Here is a 19743-nt window from a genome sequence, read left to right as displayed (position 1 = left end):
CTCTGGATGTTTGCTGTAGGAGCCGATCAGGCCCCGTGCTCCAACCATTTTCCCGCATCGGAGAGCGTGGTCGAAATTGGCTCGATTCCCAGCTCTTCGCGCAAGCGGTCCAAACGGTAAGTTCTGTCCCGTCCGAGCTGGCTGACAGCGTAGCGCGTGAGGCGTGGCGCCCGGCCGGAAGCGAGGGCAAAGGCCTCGGAAATACCGGCAAGAGCCATGGCAGCGGGCTCCGGGATGTACCTGATACCCACGCCTGAATGGCCAGTGACAGCGAGTACCCGCCTGAGCACGGTCCCGAGCTCCACAGGCTCCGCGTCGGCCACGTTGATAGCTCCGCGGACATCGGACTGGCACGCTGCCAACGCTGCGTTTGTCAGGTTGTCTACATGCGTGAGCTGATGACGGATACCGGCATGGCCCACGGTGAGAAGCCGTCCGTGGCGGACATTGCTGATCAGGCGCGGCAGCAGCGTCCGGTCCCCCGGTCCGTAAACTCCGTGGGGCCGAAGAACCACGGCATTGCGATGCCGTCGGGCTTCGACGTCGGCGAGCGCTTTACTCCTTGCGTAGGCGTTGAGGTGGCGCACAGCCACGTCTTCTTCGCCGCGGTTGGTGCAGGGCTCCCACCACGGGTAGACGCTTGAACTGGAAATGTGAACCAGTCGTGTTGTTGGGTAGGCCTCGGCCACGGTACGGGTTCCCAGCACATTCGTGCGGTAGAACGTGCGGGCGGTGCCCCAGTCAGCCACGTAGGCGGCGGCGTGAATCACGGCGTCTACGGCCGGCAATCTGCCAGGCGGCACACCCGTTAGGTCCCAATACGTCAGCCCAGGGCCCTGGCGCCGTGCGAAACGAACAACTTCCCAGCCTTGGCCCTCGGCGGCAGTGGCGACTGCTCCCCCAATGAATCCTGTGGCCCCGGTGACCGCGATTTTCACTGTGCCCCGGCTTTGTCAGCGGACCTGCGGGCAAATTGGCATCGAAGTGCTTCCCGGTCCGGCTTTTTGTGGCGTCCGCTGTGGGGGATGGCATCCAGGATTTCGATGTGATCGGGGAGAGCTGATTCATCAATCAGCTCCGGGAGGACCTTGGTTAGCTTTGCTTTCAGCTGCGCCTCTGATTCCCCCTGCGCAGGCACGACGGCCAGCCACACAGCTTCATCACCGATCCCGTCCGGAACCCCCACCATCACGGCCTGCTGAACTCCGGGCACGGAAGTGATCAGCGGTTCATACAGCGCAGGGTAGATGTTGGTCTTGCCCCGGATGATCATGTCCTTCTTACGCCCGATCATCACCAAGCGCGCGGGACCCGTTCCGGGGCCTCCTCTACTGTGTATACCTGTACCGTGGTCCAGCCGCACCAAGTCTCCGGTGGCGTGTTCAATCATGGCTTCCTCGCCCAGATATCCGTGGCACATGTTCGGTCCCCGGGCGTACAGTTCGTGGTCCTCCCCCACCCGGATCCCGACGGCGGGTAGCGGCTCTCCGAGGAAATCGCCTTCGCCACTTCCATCCGGCGACGTGAATTCGGCTTCAGCGCCGGACGCAAAGGCCAGCTTCTCCCTACCATCGGCTACGGCGATTGGCAGCAACTCTGTCATGCCGTAGATGAGTTTGAACTCGACGCCGGGAAGCAGCGCCGTTGCCCGTTTCAGGAAGGGAGCCAGCACCGGCGCGGCTCCAAGCATCACTGTCCGCAGCGTTCCGGGGAGCCTGACGCTGCCGTCCTCCACCGCATCCAGGATGGGCGCCAACTGGGAGGGCACAAGGAAAAGGTGCGTCGCGCCGTCGTACGAGTCTTCTTTGCCAGCCACCGGCCCCAGCTCGCGTGCCAAGCGAAGAGGATCAATGTGCGCAGAGAAGCCATAGCCGGGCATGGTCCAGTGCGCGCCGGCGATGAGTGCCGGCAAGCCCATCATCAGCTGCTCGGAGTGAATGCGATCGCCCTCGCCAAATGTGCAGCGCTGGTTGAGTTGCTCGAATCCTGCCCCAAGCGAGCCCCGGGTATGTACTACGCCCTTGGGCGCACCGGTGGTACCTGACGTAAAAATGATCACGGCTTCCTGCAGGGAGGAAGTCCCTGCAGAGGGTGGAAGGCTATCCCTCAGGGGCGCCGCACGCGACAGCCGCTTCACCGGCGTCGCGCCTCGGGGAACGCCAGGGAGCCAGGGGCCGGAATAGTAGTGCCGGACGTCCATGGCTCCGTAATCCGGCAGCAGCAGACCCCTCCGCCGGGCCAGCGGCCGCAGTGGGCTCCTGGTACTCACCGCGTACAGAAGGGACTCAGCGGCAGCCCACTGCGGGGCAGCCAGCGTGGCCCGATCATGGAAAAGCGATGGTCCGATGCCTGGATCGATGAACACCACAGAACCACCGGCCCGGACGGCCCCCAAGGCCAGAATGAACGCCGCTGGGCTGGGGCGGACTGAGAACAGCATTCGTTCACCGGCACCGAAGCCGTCATCCTGGAGATGCCGGGCAGTAGCATCTATACCTTTGACCAGTTCCCGGTATGTGATGGTCCGTCCTGGTCGCAACCGGCTTGGGCGCCGTAGTCGCCCTGGAGCATGGTTCCAAGGGGAAAACCTGCCGGGCGCCGTGATCGCTGGGCTGTCTGGCACGCGCCCCGCTGCGGCATGGACGGCCTCGATGAGATCGGTGCCGGACACGGTATCTTCCAACAATGCGTCATCAAGCATTGACCAACTCCAACTTCCTGTACGCCGGAATGAGCACACCCTTGCTAACTTGACGTGACGAGATGACCCACGGATATTGGTCATACCTGTCCAGAAGTGAAGACAGCGTGGCGTTGATCTCGGCCATGGCCAACGGCATGCCGATACAAAAATGCGGACCCGCACCGAACCAAAGCTGACGCGCATGGGGCGGGGTGGGAATCCCAGGTTCGAATCCGCCGAGGCTTTTAGACGCGTGAACAGTCGACAGCAAAAGACGGTCACCGGCACGGATAGCGACTCCGCCAAGGGTGCCAGGAGAAACAGCATCCCTCAGCATCATCGGGGACGGCACGGTGAACCGTAATGCCTCGTTCACGGCCGAGGCAACACCGGACCGATCCTCAACGAGGCCCGCAATGCGTCCGCTGTCAGCGAGCAGGGCAATCAGCCGTGGAACAAAGGACACTAACGTCTCTGTTCCCACCATCACGAACGCGCTGATGATGCCCATGGCTTCTTCCTCGGTCATCCCGAGTGCGCGCAGCCGCCCGGGAAACGTTTGGGGATCGCCCTTCCGGTACGCTTCCCTCGCCGGTCCAGCCAGGACCCCGACGGCGGATCTTCCCTTGGCTACCTGCCTCACTGTCAACGTGGGGCGCCCCAGGCGGACGAACGAAGAGATGGAAGACCCCAGATTGAAGAGTTCCCTGTTGGGCAACCGGCCAGGTGCATCATCCGGCACGCCCAGCAGCTTGGAGATGACTCCCCCAGCAAGCTCCTTGACGCAGTCCACCAGGTCCACGTGGCCACCTGCGTCCAATCCGTGGTGTAAGCGATCATGAAGCGAAGCAGCGGCCGGCTCAACAATTGTCGCCACCGAGCCTGGAGTGAAGAGGTCCGCGAGCTTCCGCCGCAGCTCCCTGTGCTCGGTGCCGTCCATGTTCACCAAGGCCCTTGGCCCCACTACGGGAGTCCAGAGCGCACCCGAACCCGACGGTCCGTTCTTAATGAAACGCCGGCTATCCATGAGTACGTCACGCACCAAGGCGGCTTCACTGACGAGGATCCCGAGGCCGGGCAAACGCATCACTGGCCGCAGGCTGCCCAGCCCCCGGATCGCCGGGTACAGCAATGGATGCGCCCCCAGCTGAACACGCTGTTCCCAGCGTTCGGCCTTGCTGATGATGCTGCTAGGCATCCTTCCGTTGGGCATCCCTCCGTTGGGCATCACAGCGTCACCGGATGTCCACGTGCTCTGGTCGGTACCGGTGGTCCGCATACCAAGCCAGGGTGTTCTTCAAGCCCCAGGCTTTGACCCGCCGTGAGGAGCCGTAAACCACAACATCCCGGCGCAACGCGTAATTGCGGGTCAGCTTTCGCACGCGGTTGGACAGTGCGCGGTCTTCGTGGAGGTCTTCGATGCTGGTCCGCGGGAATCCGCCGGAACGGTCGTACATATCTGCCGTGATCGCCATATTGCACCCCGGAAGCATCTGATAGGGGCCCAGGTACCCGTCACCCTTATTGCCGGGGCGGATCCGGCCGAAGAAAGATGCGATCTCGACGGCGAGCAACATCATCCTCCGCTCCCCCATACTGATCCCTTCGTCCTCCCGGGGCACAAGCTGGCCGGCGATGAGTTCCAGACCGTCGTGGAATGCCTGAACAATTTTGGCGGTCCAATCCGGCGCAGCGAGACAATCGGCATCCGTCCGGGCGAGCCACGTTGCGCCGTGCTCCAAGCCGAAGCGCATGCCTGTGTCTGCGGCCGCGCCCGTCCCCTTCTCGGCTTCATACACAAGCCTGATATCCATGTGGGGATGAGCCGCAGCGAACTCTGCCACGATCAAACAGCTGGCGTCCGTCGATCCGTTATCGACCACCACCACCGTGAAGTCCTGATGCTCCTGGGCCGCAAGTGAGTCCAGCGTCTGCCGGACCAGCTTCTCTTCGTTCAGCATGGGCACAGCGATGGACAGCGGCCGGGTAGGGGCCAGGCTTCCCAGATGGCTTTCCAGCGTCACAGCCGCACCACTGCCATGCCCAGGCTCACGCCGCCGGCGAGTCCCACCAAGGCCACGAGATCCCCCGGACCGCAGCGGCCACTGTCCACGGCAAGTTTCAGTTGCAGGGGCAAGCTAACGGAGGCCAAATTTCCGAAGTCCTCTACCGATGGAACCAGAAGCTCTGTTGGCACACCCGCTCGCTCTGCAAAGACTTCCCGGTACGGTGCACTCACCTGATGCACACAAACCACGGCAAAGTCCGTCCACTGCAATTCCAGCCGGTCCAATGTTTCGTCCAGGACGCCGCAGCCCAGATCCAGAAATGCGTCCTTGAGCTTCTCCCCGTCCATGGTGAAATAGGTCGCTTCCGGATCGCGCGGATACGCAGATCCACCTGCAGCCAAGGTGCCGACCGACCAATGGCTGCTGCGGGCTGTGAAGCCCATGCCAAGAATGCCTCCCGGACCGACCTCCAGTCGGTTCGTCTCCATTGCCGCTGAATCCGCAGGTTCGAGCAACACCGCCGCGCCGCCGTCGCTCATGGTGTACCCGGGAAAGCTTGACGCGAAAGTGTCAAAGTCCGGAACTCTCCAGCGGATGGCCCGCGACGGCGACTCCCCTGTGACCACCAGGACCCTGACATACCGGCCCGTGGCAATCAGGGCATCGCCCACCTCCAAGCCGTTCAGGAAACTGTTGCACGCATTCTTCACGTCCATCACAGGGCAGTCGAGTCCGAGTTTGGCAGCGGCCATGTGGCCCGTGGCCGGTTCCACCATGTCCTGGCTGGCGGACGCGAAGATCAGGAGGTCTATATCCGAGGCCTGCAGTCCGCATTCAGCCAGCAGCTTTGAGGCTGCATGGGCCGCAAGGTCCGACGCCTGTTCCGAGTCCGCCATGACGCTCCGGGACCGGATACCGGTAACGCGGGAGATCAAGCCCTTCGGGACACGGAACCCCGGACTCGACTCACCAATGCGGCGTTCGACGGCGGCAGTGTCCAGGCGCGCAGGCGGAAGGTAGACCTCCAAACCTGCAATCCTGCTGTGCCCGGAAAGAGCTGTTTGCATGCGGTTCCCCCAAAAACTGCCGCGAAACGAAAAGGGTGTGTCCCGCACCAATGGTACGGGACACACCCTTTTGCTCCAGCGCCGATGATCCGGCTATGTGGAAAAAGCCTTGCTAGACGGCTTTGGCCGACTCGATGGCTGTGAGGACGCGGTCAGTGACTTCGTCGATGCCGCCGATGCCGTCGACCTGCGTCAGGATGCCACGCTCGGCATACTTGGCGACAACGGCCTCAGTCTGCTCGTGGTAGAGGTCCAGCCGGTGACGGATGACGGCTTCATTGTCGTCAGAGCGTCCGGTTTCCTTCGCACGGCCCAGGAGGCGGGACACCAGTTCTTCGTCGTCGGCAGTCAGCTGGAGCACGACGTCGAGCTCCTGCTCGCCTTCAGCGAGGATCTGGTCGAGGTAGTCAACCTGCGCCGTGGTGCGCGGGTAACCATCCAGCAGGAAGCCATTCTCGACGTCGCTCTGGCTCAGGCGGTCGCGAACCATGTTGTTCGTGACGCTGTCCGGAACGAAGTCCCCTGCGTCCATGTATTTCTTGGCTTCGATGCCCAAAGGGGTTTCGCCCTTTACGTTGGCACGGAAGATGTCGCCGGTGGAGATGGCGACTACGCCGAGGCGCTCGGAAATCCGCTCAGCCTGCGTACCCTTACCCGAACCGGGAGGTCCAATGATCAGCATTCTCGTCATCGCAAAAGCCCTTCGTAGTGACGTTGTTGTAGCTGCGCATCAATCTGCTTGACGGTTTCCAGACCGACACCCACCATGATCAGGATTGACGTGCCACCGAACGGGAAGTTCTGGTTGGCGTTGATCAGGACGAGTGCAACCAGCGGAATCAACGCCACGAAGCCCAAGTAGAAGGCTCCAGGCAAGGTGATCCTGGAAAGCACGTACTGCAGGTAGTCCGCGGTCGGTTTACCCGCCCGGATGCCCGGAATGAACCCGCCGTACTTCTTCATGTTGTCCGACACTTCTTCAGGGTTGAAGGTGATGGCAACGTAGAAGTAGGTGAAGAACACGATCATGGCGAAGTAGAGCGCCATGTAGATGGGGTGGTCGCCACGGGTGAGGTTGTTGTTGATCCACTCAACCCACGGCGCCAGCTGCTCCCCTGCCTTCGGCTGGTTGAACTGAGCAATCAGGCCCGGCAGGTACAGCATGGAGGAAGCGAAGATGACGGGCACGACGCCGGCCATGTTCACCTTGATGGGGATGTAGGTGCTTGTGCCACCCACGGTGCGGCGTCCGATCATGCGCTTGGCATACTGGACGGGAACCCGCCGCTGGGACTGCTCCACGAAGACCACCAGGGCCACCGTGAGCAAGCCGATCGCCAGGACGATGAAGAACGTCCCCGGTCCCTTCGTCTCCCAGATGGAACCAAGTGAACGCGGGAAGCCTGCAGCAATGGAGGTGAAGATGAGCAGGGACATTCCGTTGCCCACGCCCTTCTCCGTAACGAGCTCGCCCATCCACATGATGAGGCCCGTACCGGCCGTCAGCGTGATGATGATGAGCAGCGTGGTAATGATGCTGTCATCAGGAATGATCGGGAGGTTACAACCCGGAAGAAGCTGGCCGGAGCGCGCCAAGGACACCAGTGTGGTGGCGTTCAAGAGGCCGAGGGCGATGGTGAGGTACCGGGTGTACTGGGTCAACTTGGACTGGCCCGAGGAGCCCTCTTCGTAGAGCTGCTGGAACCGGGGAATGACCACCCGGAGCAACTGAACGATGATGCTCGACGTGATGTAGGGCATGATGCCCAGTGCAAAGATCGAGACCTGCAGCAACGCGCCGCCGCTGAACAAGTTAACCAGCTGGTAAATGCCCTGCGAGGTGTCACCGTTGTTCAAGCATTGCTGGACATTCTGGTAGTTCACACCAGGCGAGGGGATGAAAGCTCCCAAGCGGAAGATTGTGATGATTCCCAGCGTGAACAACAACTTGCGTCGCAAATCAGGCGTCCGAAACGCCCGGCCGAATGCGCTTAGCAAGCGTCCTCCTGAGTAGAAAGTACAAGGATGTGGATGGGCTCAATGAAACCCAACAACCGAGTCTAGCTGCTTGTGACGCCGTCGTAATAATCGAGAGTTCACTTTCACGCAAAAAATCCCGGTATACGGGGCCGAAGCCCCGCGTACCGAGATCTTTTTCACAACGGGGATCAGCCCCACTGGCTCTTAGAGAGCAGTGGTGCTTCCACCTGCTGCAGCAATCTTTTCAGCAGCGCTGGAAGAGAAAGCGTGAGCGGTGACGTCAACCTTGACGGTGATGTCGCCAGTGCCCAGGACCTTGACGGGCTGGTTCTTGCGAACAGCACCCTTCTCAACCAGGGACTCAACGGTGACAGCGCCACCTTCCGGGAACAGCTCGTTGAGCTTGTCCAGGTTCACAACCTGGAACTCAACCCGGAACGGGTTCTTGAAGCCGCGCAGCTTCGGCAGGCGCATGTGCAGCGGCAGCTGGCCGCCGGCAAAGCCAGCCTTTACCTGGTAGCGGGCCTTCGTACCCTTGGTACCGCGACCGGCGGTCTTACCCTTGGAGCCTTCACCACGACCAACACGGGTCTTGGTGGTCTTGGCACCCGGGGCGGGACGCAGGTGGTGGACCTTCAGAGCGTTCTGCTTCTCAGCAGCCTCTGCGGCGGTCTTGTTCTCTGCCATTACTTCGCCTCCTCTACATTCACGAGGTGCGGAACCGTGTTGAGCATTCCAACGGTCACGGCGTCGGCGTCACGGACAACGGTGTGTCCGATGCGCTTCAGGCCGAGGGACCGGAGGGTAGCCTTCTGGTTCTGCTTGGCGCCGATGACGCCCTTGATCTGGGTGATCTCCAACTTGGCGTCGGAGGGAGTCAGGTTCTTAGCCATGACTAAACACCTGCCTTCTGGTTCTGGAGCGCGCGCACCAGAGCAGCCGGAGCAACCTCGTCCAGCGGCAGGCCACGGCGGGCAGCCACGGAAGCGGGCTCTTCGAGCTGCTTCAGAGCGGCAACGGTCGCGTGAACGATGTTGATCGCGTTGGAGGAACCGAGCGACTTGGAGAGGATGTCGTGGATACCCACGCACTCCAGTACCGCGCGGACCGGACCACCGGCGATAACACCGGTACCGGCGGAAGCCGGACGCAGCAGGACAACGCCTGCAGCAGCCTCACCCTGCACACGGTGCGGGATGGTGTTGCCAACGCGGGGAACGCGGAAGAAGGACTTCTTGGCCTCTTCAACGCCCTTTGCGATAGCAGCGGGAACTTCCTTGGCCTTGCCGTAGCCAACGCCAACCATGCCGTTGCCGTCACCGACGACGACGAGTGCGGTGAAGCTGAAGCGACGACCACCCTTGACGACCTTGGCAACGCGGTTGATGGTTACAACGCGCTCTACGAACTGGCTCTTCTCGGCTTCGCGACCGCCGTCGCGGCCACCACGGCCACCACGGTCGCCGCGGCCCTGGCCACGCTCGCCGCGCTCGCCACGACGTCCGCCGCGGCGGTCATCGGCCGCGGGTGCGGTCTCAGTTGCTTCAGCAGCTACAGCTTCAGTCACCTGAATGTCCTTTTCGTTATTTTCAACGGTCACAGTGCCAGCCCACCTTCGCGAGCACCGTCAGCGACGGCGGCGATGCGGCCGTGGTACTTGTTACCGCCACGGTCGAAGACAACAGCTTCGACGCCTGCAGCCTTGGCACGCTCGGCAACGAGCTCGCCGACGCGCTTGGCCTTGGCAGTCTTGTCTCCGTCGAGAGCGCGAAGATCAGCTTCCAGGGTGGAAGCGTAAGCCACGGTTACACCCTTGCTGTCATCGACAACCTGGACGAAGATGTGGCGGGCCGAACGGTTGACGACCAGACGAGGACGTACAGCCGTACCGGTGATGCGCTTGCGGATACGAAGCTGGCGACGGCTGCGTGCAGCAGACTTGCTCTTGTTCGTACGCTTCTTGTTAATTGCGATGGCCATGGTTTACTTACCAGCCTTTCCGACCTTGCGGCGGATGACTTCGCCGGCGTAACGGACACCCTTGCCCTTGTAGGGGTCAGGCTTGCGCAGCTTGCGAATGTTGGCAGCAACCTCGCCGACCTGCTGCTTGTTGATACCCGCAACAGAGAGCTTGGTCGGACCCTCTACTACGAAGGTGATGCCTTCGGGTGCCGAGACGTTAACCGGGTGGCTGAAGCCAAGAGCGAACTCCAGGTCAGAACCCTTTGCCTGAACGCGGTAACCAGTACCAACGATTTCAAGCTTCTTCTCGTAGCCCTCGGTAACGCCCTGGATCATGTTGGCGATCAGGGTGCGGGTCAGGCCGTGCAGCGAACGCGAGTTGCGCTCGTCGTTCGGGCGGGTGACCGTGAGAGTGTTCTCTTCCTGGGTAACCTCGATCGGGCTGGCCACAGTGTGGCTCAGCTCGCCTTTGGCACCTTTGACGCTGATGACGGAGCCATCGAGCTTGACCTCAACTCCGGCAGGAACGGTGATGGGGAGACGTCCAATACGTGACATTATTCTCTTCCTTTCCCGTTACCAGACGTACGCGAGGACTTCGCCGCCCACGCCCTTCTTGCCGGCCTGCTTGTCAGTCAGGAGGCCGGAAGAGGTGGACAGGATTGCGATACCCAGGCCACCCAGCACGTGCGGCAGGTTGGTGGACTTCGCGTAAACGCGGAGGCCCGGCTTGGAGATGCGGCGGACGCCAGCGATGGAACGCTCGCGGTTCGGACCGAACTTCAGGTCGATGGTCAGCTTCTTGCCAACCTCGGCGTCTTCTTCCTTCCAGCCGGCAATGTAGCCTTCTGCCTTCAGGATGTCAGCAACGCGTGCCTTCAGCTTGCTGTACGGCATGGTCACGGTGTCGTGGTATGCCGAGTTTGCATTGCGCAGACGCGTGAGCATGTCTGCGACAGGATCTGTCATAGTCATTTGGGCTATAGCCCTTCCTCATAACGGTTTCCGCTGCGCCTGCTCTTGCGAGCCTGCGCTGCCGGACCTGTTACGTAGTTAGTTTTCGGTCTTGAACGGGAAACCAAGCGCCTTGAGCAGCGCGCGGCCTTCGTCGTCGGTCTTGGCGGTGGTGACGACCGTGATGTCCATACCGCGAACGCGGTCGATGGAGTCCTGGTCGATTTCGTGGAACATAACCTGCTCGGTCAGACCGAAGGTGTAGTTGCCGTTGCCATCGAACTGCTTGCCGTTGAGGCCGCGGAAGTCACGGATACGCGGCAGAGCCAGCGAAACCAGACGGTCCACGAATTCCCACATGCGGTCTCCACGCAGGGTAGCGTGTGCACCGATCGGCATGCCTTCGCGCAGCTTGAACTGTGCGATCGACTTACGGGCTTTGGTTACCTGCGGCTTCTGGCCGGTGATCAGGGTGAGGTCGCGGACAGCGCCGTCGATCAGCTTGGAGTCCTTGGCGGCATCTCCAACACCCATGTTCACAACAACCTTCACCAGGCGGGGAACCTGGTTCACGTTCGCATAGCTGAACTCGTCCTGCAGGGACTTCTTGATGGTCTCTGCATACTTCGTCTTCAGACGCGGAACGATCTTGTTTGCGACGGTAGTCTCAGACAGTGTTTCACTCATCAGATGTCCTTCCCGGTGGCCTTGGACACGCGGATACGGACGGTCTTGGTAGCGCCATCCTTCTCAACGGTGTCGAGACGGAAACCAACACGGGTCGGCTTCTTGGTCGACGGGTCAACCAGAGCAACGTTGGAAACGTGGATCGGGGCCTCAATGACCTCGATGCCACCGGTCTTGGTGCCGCGCTGCGACTGACCGACCTTGGTGTGCTTGGTGACGCGGTTGATTCCCTCTACCAGCACGCGGTTGGTATCCGGGAATACGCGCAGGACCTTGCCCTGCTTGCCGCGGTCGCCGCCACGTTCCTGCTTGGCGCCGGTGATGACCTGAACGAGGTCACCCTTTTTGATCTTAGCCATGGACTAAAGCACCTCCGGGGCCAGCGAAACGATCTTCATGAACTTCTTGTCGCGAAGTTCACGACCAACCGGGCCGAAGATACGGGTACCGCGGGGGTCACCGTCGTTCTTCAGGATCACAGCTGCGTTTTCGTCAAACTTGATGTAGGAACCATCCGCACGGCGGCGTTCCTTCTTGGTACGGACGATGACCGCCTTAACGACGTCGCCCTTCTTTACGTTTCCGCCGGGAATAGCGTCCTTGACGGTAGCGACGATGACGTCGCCAATGCCTGCGTAGCGACGACCGGATCCACCGAGAACGCGAATGGTAAGGATTTCCTTAGCACCCGTGTTGTCGGCGACCTTGAGTCGCGACTCCTGCTGAATCAATTTTTACTCCTTGCGTCGCGCCGGTTCTCAGACCGAAATCATGCATACGGAATGAGCCTTGCGGAACGGTTGATCGGGGTGTCTCTTGACCTGCCTGGATTTTGCCAGAAGAGGCCTAAACGCCCGTGCCACGAGCATCGGCTTCCCTTGCAGAAAACTCTGCGCGGGGCAGTATGCAGCGGCACGATTGTTTACGAGGTAGTTGATGACGCACAATTGGCGCCATACAAACTCAATATCCTAGCATGTTTCGCTGGTCTTTCCGAAACGTGCCAGGAACGCGGAAGGGCCCGCGTTCCATGTAGAACGCGGACCCTTCCAATAAATCTCAACCGGGCAAGCCCAGCGTCGGATTTACTTAGCCTTCTCGAGGATCTCCACCAGGCGCCACCGCTTGGTAGCGGACAGCGGGCGGGTCTCAGAGATGAGAACGAGGTCGCCGATGCCGGCGGTGTTCTCTTCGTCGTGAGCCTTGACCTTCGAGGTGCGGCGAATAACCTTGCCGTACAGAGCGTGCTTCACGCGGTCTTCAACCTGAACAACGATGGTCTTTTCCATCTTGTCAGAGACAACGTAGCCGCGACGCGTCTTACGGTAACCGCGCTGTTCAGCGCTGGCTGCTGCTTCCGTCACAGTTTCCTTCTCGCTCACTTGGCGTCCTCTCCAGCTTCAGCTTCGGCAGTTTCAGCCTTGGCAGCCTTCTTGGACTTCTTTTCTTCCTTGGCTTCCACAACCGGTGCGGCAACCTCGGCACGAATGCCCAGCTCGCGCTCACGCAGAACGGTGTAGATGCGTGCGATGTCCTTCTTTACCGCACGCAGGCGACCGTGGTTCTCCAGCTGACCGGTGGCGGACTGGAAACGCAGGTTGAACAGCTCTTCCTTGGACTTGCGGAGTTCTTCAACGAGACGCTCGTTGTCGAAACCGTCCAGCTGTGCGGGTGCGAGATCCTTCGACCCTACTGCCATTTCTATTCACCACCTTCGCGACGCACAATGCGTGCCTTCAACGGGAGCTTGTGGATTGCCAGGCGCAGGGCCTCGCGAGCTACCTCTTCATTGACACCGGAGAGTTCGAAGAGAACCCGGCCCGGCTTGACGTTTGCGACCCACCATTCCGGAGAACCCTTACCGGAACCCATACGGGTTTCAGCAGGCTTCTTCGTCAGCGGACGGTCCGGGTAGATGTTGATCCAGACCTTACCGCCACGCTTGATGTGGCGGGTCATCGCGATACGGGCGGACTCGATCTGACGGTTCGTCACGTATGCCGGGCTCAGGGCCTGGATACCGTACTCACCGAAGCTGACCTTGGTGCCACCCGTTGCAGCGCCGGAACGACCCGGGTGATGCTGCTTACGGTGCTTGACTCGACGTGGGATAAGCATTTAAGCCTCTCCTCCTTCTGCTGCCGGAGCAGCAGCTTCAGCGGCCGGAGCCTCTGCAGCAACCGGTGCTGCGTCAGCGGCCGGGCGGTCGTTACGACGACGGCGGTCGCCACCCGGGCGGCCCGGACGGTCTCCTGCGCGGCCACGGGACGGAGCAGCAGCTGCCTGCTGAGCCAGTTCCTTGGCGGTTACGTCACCCTTGTAGATCCAAACCTTCACGCCGATGCGGCCGAAGGTGGTCTTGGCTTCGTAGAAGCCGTAGTCGATGTTCGCGCGGAGGGTGTGCAGGGGCACACGGCCTTCGCGGTAGAACTCCGAGCGGGACATTTCTGCGCCACCCAGACGACCCGAGCAAGCAACACGGATACCCTTGGCACCCGCACGCTGTGCGGACTGCATGGCCTTCTTCATCGCACGGCGGAAAGCCACGCGGGAAGTCAGCTGCTCAGCGATGCCCTGGGCAACAAGCTGTGCTTCCATCTCGGGGTTCTTGACCTCGAGGATGTTCAGCTGAACCTGCTTGCCAGTGAGCTTTTCGAGCTCGCCGCGGATGCGGTCTGCTTCGGCGCCACGGCGACCGATAACGATACCCGGGCGTGCCGTGTGGATATCCACGCGGACACGGTCACGGGTGCGCTCGATCTCAACCTTGGCGATGCCGGCGCGCTCCATGCCAGTGGACATGAGCTGACGGATCTTGATGTCCTCGCGGACGAAGTCCTTGTAGCGCTGTCCGGCCTTGTTGCTGTCAGCAAACCAGTGCGAAACGTGGTCGGTGGTGATGCCGAGTCGGAACCCGTGCGGGTTTACTTTCTGTCCCACTTAGCGAGCCTCCTCTTTCTCCGGGGTTGCGACGACCACGGTGATGTGGCTGGTCCGCTTCCTAATGCGGTAGGCGCGGCCTTGGGCACGCGGCTGGAACCGCTTCATGGTCGGGCCTTCATCAACGAATGCTTCGCTGACGAACAGGTCGCTGTCGTCGAATGCAACGCCGTCACGGTCCGCGAGGACACGTGCGTTGGCCATTGCCGACTGAAGTACCTTGAATACCGGCTCCGAAGCTGCCTGGGGGGCAAACTTCAGAATTGCCAGAGCCTCATTCGCTTGCTTACCACGAACAAGGTTGACGACGCGCCGGGCCTTCATAGGCGTTACGCGGATGTGACGCGCAATAGCCTTGGCTTCCATTGCTTTCCTTCTCTCGTCTAAGACGTAAAGTCAGGCGCCTAGCGGCGCTTGCCCTTACGGTCGTCCTTAACATGGCCGCGGAATGTCCGCGTGGGAGCGAATTCGCCGAGCTTGTGCCCGACCATCGACTCAGTGACAAACACCGGAATGTGCTTGCGTCCGTCGTGTACGGCGATCGTGTGCCCGAGCATGTCGGGGATGATCATCGAACGGCGGGACCAGGTCTTGATGACGTTCTTGGTGCCCTTATCGTTTTCCCGTGCGACCTTCACAAAGAGGTGCTGGTCAACGAAAGGACCTTTTTTCAGGCTGCGTGGCATGTGTCCAGGCTCCTATCGCTTGTTCTTGCCAGTACGGCGGCGACGAACAATAAGCTTGTCGCTCTCTTTGTTCGGACGGCGGGTACGGCCCTCGGGCTTGCCGTTCGGGTTAACCGGGTGACGTCCACCGGAAGTCTTACCTTCACCACCACCGTGCGGGTGGTCAACCGGGTTCATGGCTACACCACGGACGGTCGGGCGAACGCCCTTCCAGCGCATACGGCCGGCCTTGCCCCAGTTGATGTTCGACTGCTCGGCGTTGCCGACCTCGCCGACGGTTGCGCGGCAGCGCACGTCAACGTTGCGGATTTCACCGGAGGGCAGACGCAGCTGGGCGAAGCGGCCTTCCTTGGCAACGAGCTGTACCGAAGCACCAGCGGAACGTGCCATCTTGGCGCCGCCACCCGGACGCAGTTCAACTGCGTGGATAACGGTACCAACCGGGATGTTGCGCAGCGGCAGGTTGTTGCCCGGCTTGATGTCAGCGTCGGGACCAGCCTCGACGAAGTCACCCTGGGACAGCTTGTTAGGAGCGATGATGTAACGCTTGGTGCCATCAACGTAGTGCAGGAGTGCGATGCGAGCCGTGCGGTTCGGGTCGTACTCGATTTCGGCAACGCGGGCGTTGATGCCGTCCTTGTCGTGACGACGGAAGTCGATCAGACGGTACTGGCGCTTGTGCCCACCACCCTTGTGACGGGTGGTGATCTTACCGGAGTTGTTACGGCCGCCAGTCTTGTGCAGCGGACGCAGCAACGACTTTTCCGGAGTCGATCGCGTGATTTCAGCAAAGTCGGCTACGCTCGAGCCACGACGGCCCGGGGTAGTCGGCTTGTATTTACGGATTCCCATAATTTATTTCCTCGTTAAAGTGGTCTCCGCTACGCGAGCGGACCGCCGAAGATGTCGATTGTGCCTTCTTTGAGGGTGACAATTGCACGCTTGGTGCTCTTGCGCTGTCCCCAGCCGAATTTGGTGCGCTTGCGCTTACCGGCACGGTTGATGGTGTTGATCGAGTCAACTTTGACCGAGAAGATCTTCTCTACGGCCAATTTGATCTCGGTCTTGTTCGAGCGAGGGTCCACCAGGAAGGTGTACTTGCCTTCGTCGATCAGACCGTAGCTCTTTTCCGATACGACGGGTGCAAGCACGACGTCGCGCGGGTCCTTGATGGTGGTTACGCTCACTTGGAGGCCTCCTCGTTCTTAGCCTTGTCAGCGACGAACGCCTCGAAAGCAGCCTTGGTGAAGACCACGTCGTCGGAAACGAGAACGTCGTAGGTGTTCAGCTGGTCTGCGTACAGAACGTGAACATCTGCGAGGTTGCGCACGGAGAGTGCAGCGACGTCGTTGGCGCGCTCGATAACAACGAGCAGGTTCTTGCGCTCGGAGACTGCACGCAGCGAAGCCAATGCTTCCTTGGCGGACGGCTTGGAGCCGGCAACCAGTTCAGCGATGACGTGGATGCGACCGTTACGGGCGCGGTCAGACAGGGCGCCGCGGAGAGCAGCAGCCTTCATCTTCTTGGGGGTGCGCTGGCTGTAGTCACGAGGGGTCGGACCGTGGACAACGCCACCGCCGGTCATGTGAGGAGCACGGATGGAACCCTGACGGGCGCGGCCGGTGCCCTTCTGCTTGAACGGCTTGCGACCTGCACCGGAAACCTCGGCGCGGGTCTTCGTCTTGTGGGTACCCTGGCGGGCAGCAGCGAGCTGTGCGACGACGACCTGGTGCAGCAGCGGCACGTTGGTCTGGACGTCGAAGATCTCTGCAGGCAGGTCTACCTTGACAGTGCTAGTCATCTAACTAGGCTCCCTTCACGGCGGTGCGTACGAGTACGACCTGGCCGCGGGCACCGGGGACGGCACCCTTGATAAGGAGCAGCGACTTCTCAACGTCAACAGCGTGAACCGTGAGGTTCAGCGTCGTGTGACGCTCGGCGCCCATGCGGCCGGCCATTTTCAGGCCCTTGAAGACGCGGCTCGGGGTGGATGCGCCACCGATGGAGCCAGGCTTACGGTGGTTCTTGTGGGCACCGTGGGAAGCGCCAACGCCGTGGAAGCCGTGACGCTTCATAACACCGGCGAAGCCCTTGCCCTTGGAGGTGCCGACGACGTCGATCTTCTGGCCGGCTTCGAAGATCTCAACAGAGAGCTCCTGGCCCAGCTCGTAGGATGCGGCGTCTGCGGTACGCAGTTCGACAACGTGGCGGCGAGGAGTTACGCCTGCCTTTTCAAAGTGACCAGCCAGCGGCTTGGTGACCTTGCGGGGATCGATCTGGCCGTAGCCGATCTGGACGGCGACGTAGCCATCTACCTCTGCGTTACGCAGCTGGGTGATGACGTTGGAGTCAGCCTGGACGACAGTTACCGGGATGAGCTTGTTGTTCTCGTCCCAGACCTGGGTCATGCCGAGCTTCGTGCCCAGCAGGCCCTTTACGTTACGGGTTGCGGTCATAGTCTCTCAGCACCTCCCTAGAGCTTGATTTCGATGTTCACGTCTGCAGGCAGGTCGAGACGCATAAGCGAGTCAACAGCCTTCGGCGTGGGGTCGATGATGTCGATCAGACGCTTGTGAGTACGCATTTCGAAGTGCTCACGGCTGTCCTTGTACTTGTGCGGAGAGCGGATAACGCAGTACACGTTCTTCTCCGTCGGAAGCGGCACCGGGCCGACTACCGTTGCGCCTGCGCGCGTGACCGTCTCAACGATCTTCCGCGCTGAAACATCAATGACCTCGTGGTCATATGACTTCAGCCGGATGCGGATTTTTTGTCCCGCCATGTCGCCTGACTCTCTTTCAGCTAGTGCTGCTCTAGTTAGGGCTGCTCTGTTTACTTACCTGTTGGCGTGGCCGCCGAAGCGTTTGAGGTTGTACCACCACACGCCGCACAAGCTGAATCCGGATCATTCCGGGTTCCTCAACTTGCCGGCGCACCGACCCCCGCGGTCGGGCGTGTCGCGATTTTCACGCAAACTCGACCGCATTCCATGGGGTTCAGGGTTATGTTTGGGCTTCAGCCTGGACCCTGGCACCCGGCATTATCCGGATCGGGACACGAAGAAGCGCTTGAACAACTCATCCAGTATGGCGGAAATAAAGGCCAAAGGCCAATCGGGGCCCGGGCGGGCATTGCCACAGCCGCCACGCGCTGTGGATGATAGTGGAATGACCGCCCAGGATACGGGTTCCGTGGAAGATCTGGCCGCGCGCCTACGTCCAGGGTTCACGCTGGGAGTGGCGGCCGCTGCCTTCCAGATTGAAGGTTCCGTGACCGCTGATGGGCGGGGACCTTCGGGCTGGGACGCGTTCGCGCAGAAGCCGGGAGCAATCGTCGACGGCGACTCGCCCACCATCGCGTGCGATCACTACAACCGCGCTCACGAAGATATCACCCTGATGCAGGAACTCGGCATCGACTCATACCGCTTCTCCTTGTCCTGGCCCAGGATCCAGCCCGGCGGCAAAGGTGGAATCAACCAGCGGGGGCTGGACTTCTACGATCGCCTGATCGACAAACTGCTTGCTGCCGGTATCTCGCCCATGGCAACCCTGTTCCATTGGGATACTCCTCTGGAACTTGAGCACGCAGGCGGCTGGATGAATCGGGATACAGCGGAACGCTTTGCTGTCTATTGCACCGCCGCAGCGGAGCGTTTTGGGGACCGTGTGGAGCACTGGGTCACCATGAACGAACCAGTTTCCGTCACGCTCCAGGGCTACGCTTTGGGCGTCCACGCCCCAGGCCGCCAGTTGTTGTTCGATGCCCTTCCGGCCGCCCATCACCAACTGCTGGGCCATGGTATGGCGGTGCGCGCCCTGCGTGACGCCGGAGTGAAAGGGCAGATTGGCATCTCCAATATGCACTCCCCCGTCCGCCCGGCGAGCAACAGCCTCTCGGACCGTTTGATGGCCCAGTCCTTCGATCTGCTCCTCAACCGCATTTATGCTGACGCCGTCCTGCTGGGCCAGTACCCCAGGCCACCTTTGCCCATGAAACCCTGGTTCCGGTCATTGGGAACCATCCGGGATGGTGACCTTGAGCTGATCAGTCAGCCGCTGGACTTCTATGGGCTCAATTACTACTACCCGATCAAGGTTGCCGCAGGGCGCGGGCCCGCGGAGATCCCCACAGGAACGGCCGTCGAAATGACGAAAGTGCCGTTCCACCTGGCGGCCTACCAGGAGTACGAAACGACTGGATTCGGCTGGCCCGTGGCGCCCGAGCATTTGGCAGTACTGCTCCGCGAGATGAAGGACCGCTACGGCGACTCGCTGCCACCGATCTATATCACCGAAGGCGGGGCCAGCTTCCCGGAGCCTTCGCACGTGGATGGGCCTATACAGGACCATAACCGGATCAGTTACCTGGCGGAGCATCTTGGCCACGCGCTGACTGCTACAGGGCCCGGCGGCATCGCGGAGGACGTCCAACTCCGCGGTTACTACGTCTGGACACTCCTGGACAATTTCGAGTGGGCGGCTGGGTACTCGCAACGGTTTGGCTTGGTGCACGTGGACTTCGACACGCTGGAGCGCACGCCCAAGGACTCGTTTTATTGGTACCGCGCACTGGGGCGGGCACGCCACCGGGAGCCCTAGCCCGCGTGGGTTAACTCCCGGCCGGACTACTGGTTCTTGTTGGCCCGGTTGATGCGCTTGGCGCGGTCAATTTCATTGCGGAAGTACTTTCGACCCCACAGCACTCCGCCGCCGATCACTGCGATGATGGCAAGGAAAATCAGGAATTCCATGGTGCTCCTCTCATTGAGTTCA

The 19743-nt window shown here is 61.1% G+C and carries 29 protein-coding genes; 1 reads left to right on the top strand and 28 read right to left on the bottom strand.

Going from position 1 to position 19743, the window contains the following annotated elements; translation table 11 throughout:
* Window positions 1–26 precede the first annotated feature (26 nt).
* The 27 genes from AB4Y87_RS09295 to rpsJ all read right to left on the bottom strand — a co-directional run bounded on the left by AB4Y87_RS09295 (window position 27) and on the right by rpsJ (window position 17750).
* Window positions 27–938, bottom strand: a complete 912-nt coding sequence (locus tag AB4Y87_RS09295) for an NAD-dependent epimerase/dehydratase family protein (protein WP_442004070.1) — start codon at window positions 936–938, stop codon at window positions 27–29.
* Window positions 935–2701: an AMP-binding protein gene (locus tag AB4Y87_RS09290; RefSeq protein ID WP_442004069.1), complete on the bottom strand. Its 1767-nt coding sequence runs from the start codon at window positions 2699–2701 to the stop codon at window positions 935–937. The genes AB4Y87_RS09295 and AB4Y87_RS09290 overlap by 4 nt, the downstream gene beginning before the upstream one ends.
* Entirely contained in the window at window positions 2694–3881 is a 1188-nt protein-coding gene (locus tag AB4Y87_RS09285) for a cytochrome P450 (protein WP_442004068.1), read from the bottom strand. Before AB4Y87_RS09285 ends, AB4Y87_RS09290 begins: the two co-directional genes overlap by 8 nt.
* A gap of 37 nt (window positions 3882–3918) precedes the next feature.
* On the bottom strand, window positions 3919–4707 hold the full coding sequence (locus AB4Y87_RS09280) for a glycosyltransferase (protein WP_442004067.1): 789 nt from the start codon (window positions 4705–4707) through the stop codon (window positions 3919–3921).
* Window positions 4704–5759 (bottom strand): 3-oxoacyl-ACP synthase III family protein, encoded by a 1056-nt coding sequence (locus AB4Y87_RS09275; protein ID WP_442004066.1) that lies wholly within the window; start codon window positions 5757–5759, stop codon window positions 4704–4706. The genes AB4Y87_RS09280 and AB4Y87_RS09275 overlap by 4 nt, the downstream gene beginning before the upstream one ends.
* A gap of 112 nt (window positions 5760–5871) precedes the next feature.
* Entirely contained in the window at window positions 5872–6441 is a 570-nt protein-coding gene (locus tag AB4Y87_RS09270) for an adenylate kinase (RefSeq protein ID WP_224091119.1), read from the bottom strand.
* 5 nt (window positions 6442–6446) lie between these two features.
* The gene (gene secY, locus AB4Y87_RS09265; RefSeq protein ID WP_216925094.1) at window positions 6447–7757 is read right to left on the bottom strand and encodes a preprotein translocase subunit SecY; all 1311 of its coding nucleotides are present in this window, start codon (window positions 7755–7757) and stop codon (window positions 6447–6449) included.
* Between the two features lie 186 nt (window positions 7758–7943).
* A complete protein-coding gene (rplO, locus tag AB4Y87_RS09260; RefSeq protein ID WP_224164997.1) occupies window positions 7944–8426 on the bottom strand; it encodes a 50S ribosomal protein L15 in 483 nt (160 codons plus the stop codon).
* Window positions 8426–8632 (bottom strand): 50S ribosomal protein L30, encoded by a 207-nt coding sequence (rpmD, locus tag AB4Y87_RS09255; protein WP_216925092.1) that lies wholly within the window; start codon window positions 8630–8632, stop codon window positions 8426–8428. The genes rplO and rpmD overlap by 1 nt, the downstream gene beginning before the upstream one ends.
* 2 nt (window positions 8633–8634) lie before the next feature.
* Entirely contained in the window at window positions 8635–9306 is a 672-nt protein-coding gene (gene rpsE / locus AB4Y87_RS09250) for a 30S ribosomal protein S5 (protein WP_442004123.1), read from the bottom strand.
* 29 nt (window positions 9307–9335) lie between these two features.
* On the bottom strand, window positions 9336–9719 hold the full coding sequence (gene rplR, locus AB4Y87_RS09245; protein ID WP_223933973.1) for a 50S ribosomal protein L18: 384 nt from the start codon (window positions 9717–9719) through the stop codon (window positions 9336–9338).
* A 3-nt stretch (window positions 9720–9722) separates the two neighbouring features.
* Complete coding sequence (gene rplF, locus AB4Y87_RS09240; protein WP_442004065.1) at window positions 9723–10259, bottom strand: 50S ribosomal protein L6; 537 nt, start codon at window positions 10257–10259, stop codon at window positions 9723–9725.
* An 18-nt stretch (window positions 10260–10277) separates the two neighbouring features.
* The gene (gene rpsH, locus AB4Y87_RS09235; protein WP_216925090.1) at window positions 10278–10676 is read right to left on the bottom strand and encodes a 30S ribosomal protein S8; all 399 of its coding nucleotides are present in this window, start codon (window positions 10674–10676) and stop codon (window positions 10278–10280) included.
* A 78-nt stretch (window positions 10677–10754) separates the two neighbouring features.
* Window positions 10755–11342, bottom strand: coding sequence for a 50S ribosomal protein L5 (gene rplE, locus AB4Y87_RS09230; RefSeq protein WP_144648593.1), 588 nt, complete (start codon window positions 11340–11342; stop codon window positions 10755–10757).
* Window positions 11342–11701 carry a 50S ribosomal protein L24 gene (gene rplX, locus AB4Y87_RS09225; RefSeq protein ID WP_442004064.1) on the bottom strand — a complete coding sequence of 120 codons (360 nt, stop codon included), beginning with the start codon at window positions 11699–11701 and terminating at the stop codon, window positions 11342–11344. The genes rplE and rplX overlap by 1 nt, the downstream gene beginning before the upstream one ends.
* A 3-nt stretch (window positions 11702–11704) precedes the next feature.
* Window positions 11705–12073, bottom strand: coding sequence for a 50S ribosomal protein L14 (gene rplN, locus AB4Y87_RS09220; RefSeq protein WP_003803789.1), 369 nt, complete (start codon window positions 12071–12073; stop codon window positions 11705–11707).
* Between the two features lie 354 nt (window positions 12074–12427).
* Window positions 12428–12724 carry a 30S ribosomal protein S17 gene (gene rpsQ, locus AB4Y87_RS09215; protein ID WP_142938371.1) on the bottom strand — a complete coding sequence of 99 codons (297 nt, stop codon included), beginning with the start codon at window positions 12722–12724 and terminating at the stop codon, window positions 12428–12430.
* Window positions 12721–13041, bottom strand: coding sequence for a 50S ribosomal protein L29 (gene rpmC, locus AB4Y87_RS09210; RefSeq protein ID WP_275959788.1), 321 nt, complete (start codon window positions 13039–13041; stop codon window positions 12721–12723). Before rpmC ends, rpsQ begins: the two co-directional genes overlap by 4 nt.
* A gap of 2 nt (window positions 13042–13043) precedes the next feature.
* The gene (gene rplP / locus AB4Y87_RS09205; RefSeq protein WP_003803795.1) at window positions 13044–13460 is read right to left on the bottom strand and encodes a 50S ribosomal protein L16; all 417 of its coding nucleotides are present in this window, start codon (window positions 13458–13460) and stop codon (window positions 13044–13046) included.
* Window positions 13461–14282: a 30S ribosomal protein S3 gene (gene rpsC, locus AB4Y87_RS09200; RefSeq protein ID WP_216925088.1), complete on the bottom strand. Its 822-nt coding sequence runs from the start codon at window positions 14280–14282 to the stop codon at window positions 13461–13463. It lies immediately after the preceding gene.
* Window positions 14283–14648, bottom strand: coding sequence for a 50S ribosomal protein L22 (gene rplV / locus AB4Y87_RS09195; protein ID WP_431115942.1), 366 nt, complete (start codon window positions 14646–14648; stop codon window positions 14283–14285).
* Between the two features lie 38 nt (window positions 14649–14686).
* Window positions 14687–14968 (bottom strand): 30S ribosomal protein S19, encoded by a 282-nt coding sequence (rpsS, locus tag AB4Y87_RS09190; protein ID WP_011775591.1) that lies wholly within the window; start codon window positions 14966–14968, stop codon window positions 14687–14689.
* 12 nt (window positions 14969–14980) lie between these two features.
* On the bottom strand, window positions 14981–15820 hold the full coding sequence (gene rplB, locus AB4Y87_RS09185) for a 50S ribosomal protein L2 (RefSeq protein WP_011775592.1): 840 nt from the start codon (window positions 15818–15820) through the stop codon (window positions 14981–14983).
* A gap of 29 nt (window positions 15821–15849) precedes the next feature.
* The gene (gene rplW, locus AB4Y87_RS09180; protein ID WP_011775593.1) at window positions 15850–16155 is read right to left on the bottom strand and encodes a 50S ribosomal protein L23; all 306 of its coding nucleotides are present in this window, start codon (window positions 16153–16155) and stop codon (window positions 15850–15852) included.
* Window positions 16152–16769, bottom strand: coding sequence for a 50S ribosomal protein L4 (gene rplD, locus AB4Y87_RS09175; protein WP_431115944.1), 618 nt, complete (start codon window positions 16767–16769; stop codon window positions 16152–16154). Before rplD ends, rplW begins: the two co-directional genes overlap by 4 nt.
* A gap of 4 nt (window positions 16770–16773) precedes the next feature.
* Window positions 16774–17424 carry a 50S ribosomal protein L3 gene (gene rplC, locus AB4Y87_RS09170; RefSeq protein WP_026539807.1) on the bottom strand — a complete coding sequence of 217 codons (651 nt, stop codon included), beginning with the start codon at window positions 17422–17424 and terminating at the stop codon, window positions 16774–16776.
* Between the two features lie 17 nt (window positions 17425–17441).
* On the bottom strand, window positions 17442–17750 hold the full coding sequence (gene rpsJ / locus AB4Y87_RS09165; protein WP_003803825.1) for a 30S ribosomal protein S10: 309 nt from the start codon (window positions 17748–17750) through the stop codon (window positions 17442–17444).
* 385 nt (window positions 17751–18135) lie between these two features.
* Here rpsJ and AB4Y87_RS09160 point away from each other — a divergent pair, with 385 nt between their 5' ends.
* Window positions 18136–19569: a GH1 family beta-glucosidase gene (locus AB4Y87_RS09160; RefSeq protein ID WP_442004063.1), complete on the top strand. Its 1434-nt coding sequence runs from the start codon at window positions 18136–18138 to the stop codon at window positions 19567–19569.
* A 26-nt stretch (window positions 19570–19595) separates the two neighbouring features.
* On the opposite strand, the gene AB4Y87_RS09155 is transcribed toward AB4Y87_RS09160, so the two are convergent.
* Window positions 19596–19721: a hypothetical protein gene (locus AB4Y87_RS09155; protein ID WP_442004062.1), complete on the bottom strand. Its 126-nt coding sequence runs from the start codon at window positions 19719–19721 to the stop codon at window positions 19596–19598.
* Window positions 19722–19743: the final 22 nt, after the last annotated feature.

It is taken from the genome of Paenarthrobacter sp. RAF54_2 (genome assembly GCF_052113945.1).
Classification (GTDB): Bacteria; Actinomycetota; Actinomycetes; order Actinomycetales; family Micrococcaceae; genus Arthrobacter.
The sequence above is the reverse complement of the archived record's forward strand: the minus strand, read 5'-3'. Positions and strand labels throughout refer to the sequence as shown.